1 protein-coding gene is annotated in these 2,548 nt (G+C 39.4%); it reads left to right on the forward strand.

The window, feature by feature from the left end; all coding sequences use genetic code 11:
• Positions 1-1,222: 1,222 nt before the first annotated feature.
• Positions 1,223-2,281: an N-acetyl-gamma-glutamyl-phosphate reductase gene (gene argC, locus AC805_RS15835; RefSeq protein ID WP_055076315.1), complete on the forward strand. Its 1,059-nt coding sequence runs from the start codon at positions 1,223-1,225 to the stop codon at positions 2,279-2,281.
• The last annotated feature ends 267 nt before the right edge of the window (positions 2,282-2,548 follow it).

A 2,548-nucleotide genomic window follows, 5' to 3' on the forward strand; every position in this document is an offset into this window, starting at 1 on the left:
CTTTTGAACTAATCTTTAATTAAATTCGTCTAAATATCAATTTGTATAATTTAAGAAGGGGATATTTTTTAATATATGGGATACAAATGCTCTTAATGGGTTGACCAACTCAAACTTGACACTAGTTGACGACATCTTTCTTCACCCATATAGGTGATTTATCCCTATTTGTCGTCAGGTAAATATATTTACAGAAGTCAATTTACTTCAGGTTGCACTTCTATAAATAAAAAAAATGCAAATAATATAGGTTTGCTATAAGATTTGCAAATGTTATGCAGCGATGCTAGATATTTTAGGGTGTTTTAGATTGCTGGAAGTGCAACCAAAAGGAAGCTTTTCAAAAGCCATTTGGGATAGCTAGGTATTTAGGGTTAATTAAATGCAATCCCAAAAATAACAACTGACAATCATAATTATGAAAAAAGCTTACTCCTGCGCCAATAGCATCTATATAAGTAAATGGGAGCAATTAAGTATAAAACCCTTAAACCTGTAGCGTCCGCTGCGCGGACGCTACAGGTTTAAGGGTTGGTTTTTAATTATGACCAGCTACTTAAGATTCCTAAAGCATTTATAGCTACAGTCACTTGAATTAGAACAAATCAAAACCCAAGAATTAATTGGCGGTGCTTCGCGCCGCCAATTAATTCTTGGGTTTTATGTCCTAGTACACTTGGCGACAGTTATACAAGAAAGATTAGGGCAGAGAGACAATGCCCAGAGATCGAGAGAAGATGGCTGAGCATTGTCTATGCCTCTCTCAATTCATTTAGGATTGCCATATCTATGGCGTAGTTCAAAAAATCAAGGATTTATATAGTAAGGATAGGTGGTGATTCGCGCTGCCTATCCTTACCTATTTAGCAACACCATCTTTTGATGGGCAGAGAGTAGCTATTAACAGTAGGTAAGTAATACCAAAACTAAAAATGGCGTAGCCATTTTTAGTTTTTCAAACCCTTACTAGGTTTGTTTTTTAATTCACTGAAGTGTTGTCACACTTTCGTAAATTGGTATTAGTGGGCTTAACTAAATATAAAAACCTAAAACCTGCAGCGCACGCTGAGCGTGCACCGCAGGTTTTAGATCTGGATTTAATTATGATGAAGTACTTAATTAATTTATTAATTTAGTTATTAACTTGGGTTAAGTCTTGGCTTGTGCTAAGTTGTTACCCCAAACACGAAAAGTAATTTTAATAGTTTGATGGAGTAAGTTTATGAACGCACAGGATCGAGTCCCCGTAGGCATTATTGGTGCGTCAGGTTATGGTGGCATTCAACTGGTTAGGTTGCTGCTAGAGCATCCATCGGTGCAGGTTACCTATATGGGTGGTAGTGGTTCTGTTGGTCAAAATTTTGCGGATCTATATCCGCATATAGCCCATGCTGTTAATTTACCCATTGAAAATCTTGAGCCTGAGGCGATCGCCGATCGCTGTAAAATTGTCTTCCTGTCGTTACCCAATGGCTTAGCTAGTAAAATTGCACCGAGACTACTGGCGAAGGGATGCAAAGTTCTCGATCTATCCGCAGATTATCGCTTTACCGATTTGCAAGTATACGAATCTTGGTACAAAGAATCGCGAACTGATACTGAAGTTAATAGTAAGGCCGTCTATGGACTGCCTGAAATCTATCGCGATCGCATTGCCACTGCTGACTTAGTCGGCTGTGCGGGTTGCTATCCGACCGCAAGCCTATTGGCTTTGCAGCCATTGCTGAAACAGGGCTTAGTCGATCCTAGTACGATTATTATTGATGCTAAGTCAGGAACATCAGGTGGCGGTCGTCAGCCTAAAACCAATCTATTACTAGCGGAAGCTGATGGATCGCTCGGAGCCTATGGTATTGCCAGTCATCGTCATACCCCTGAAATCGAGCAGATCTGTAGTGATATGGCAGGTCAAGAGGTATTAGTTCAATTCACTCCGCACCTGATCCCGATGATTCGCGGTATTCTTTCGACGGTATATGCAAAATTACGCGATCCTGGATTGGTCAAAGAAGATGTATTAACAATTTATAAATCTTTTTATCGCAATTCAGAATGGGTGCAGGTTCTACCCAAAAATATCTTCCCCCAAACTAAATGGGCGTTAGGTACAAATCTTTGTTATCTCGGTGTAGAGGTCGATGAGCGGACTGGGCGAGTTATTGTCGTTTCGGCGATCGATAATTTGATGAAAGGTCAAGCTGCTCAAGCCGTGCAATGTATGAATATTATGATGGGATGGGAAGAGTCGCTAGCTTTACCAAAACTGACTTTCTATCCTTAGTTTTGATCATCCCTACACTGCTCATTCTTAACCATTTATACCAATTCCAAAAATAGCGTTGCCATTTTTGGAATTACAAAATCTTTCTAGGTTTGTTTTTTATTCACTGAAGTGTTGCTTCACTTCAGTGAATTGGCATTAATGGGAAGAGAATGACAAGATATAGTTGTTTTAAATAACTTGTAGACGGGCTTCGACTTCGCTCAGCCCTCGGTGTAAGCTAGCTGAGCGAAGTCGAAGCTGTAGTTTTTATTTGAATTATCTATA

The sequence above is a fragment of the Pseudanabaena sp. 'Roaring Creek' genome (assembly GCF_001402795.1).
In the GTDB taxonomy this organism is placed as follows: Bacteria; Cyanobacteriota; Cyanobacteriia; order Pseudanabaenales; family Pseudanabaenaceae; genus Pseudanabaena.

Coding starts and splice junctions, on each gene's coding strand:
- argC (WP_055076315.1), top strand. CDS start 1,223: ATGAACGCACAGGATCGAGTCCCCGTAGGCATTATTGGTGCGTCAGGT.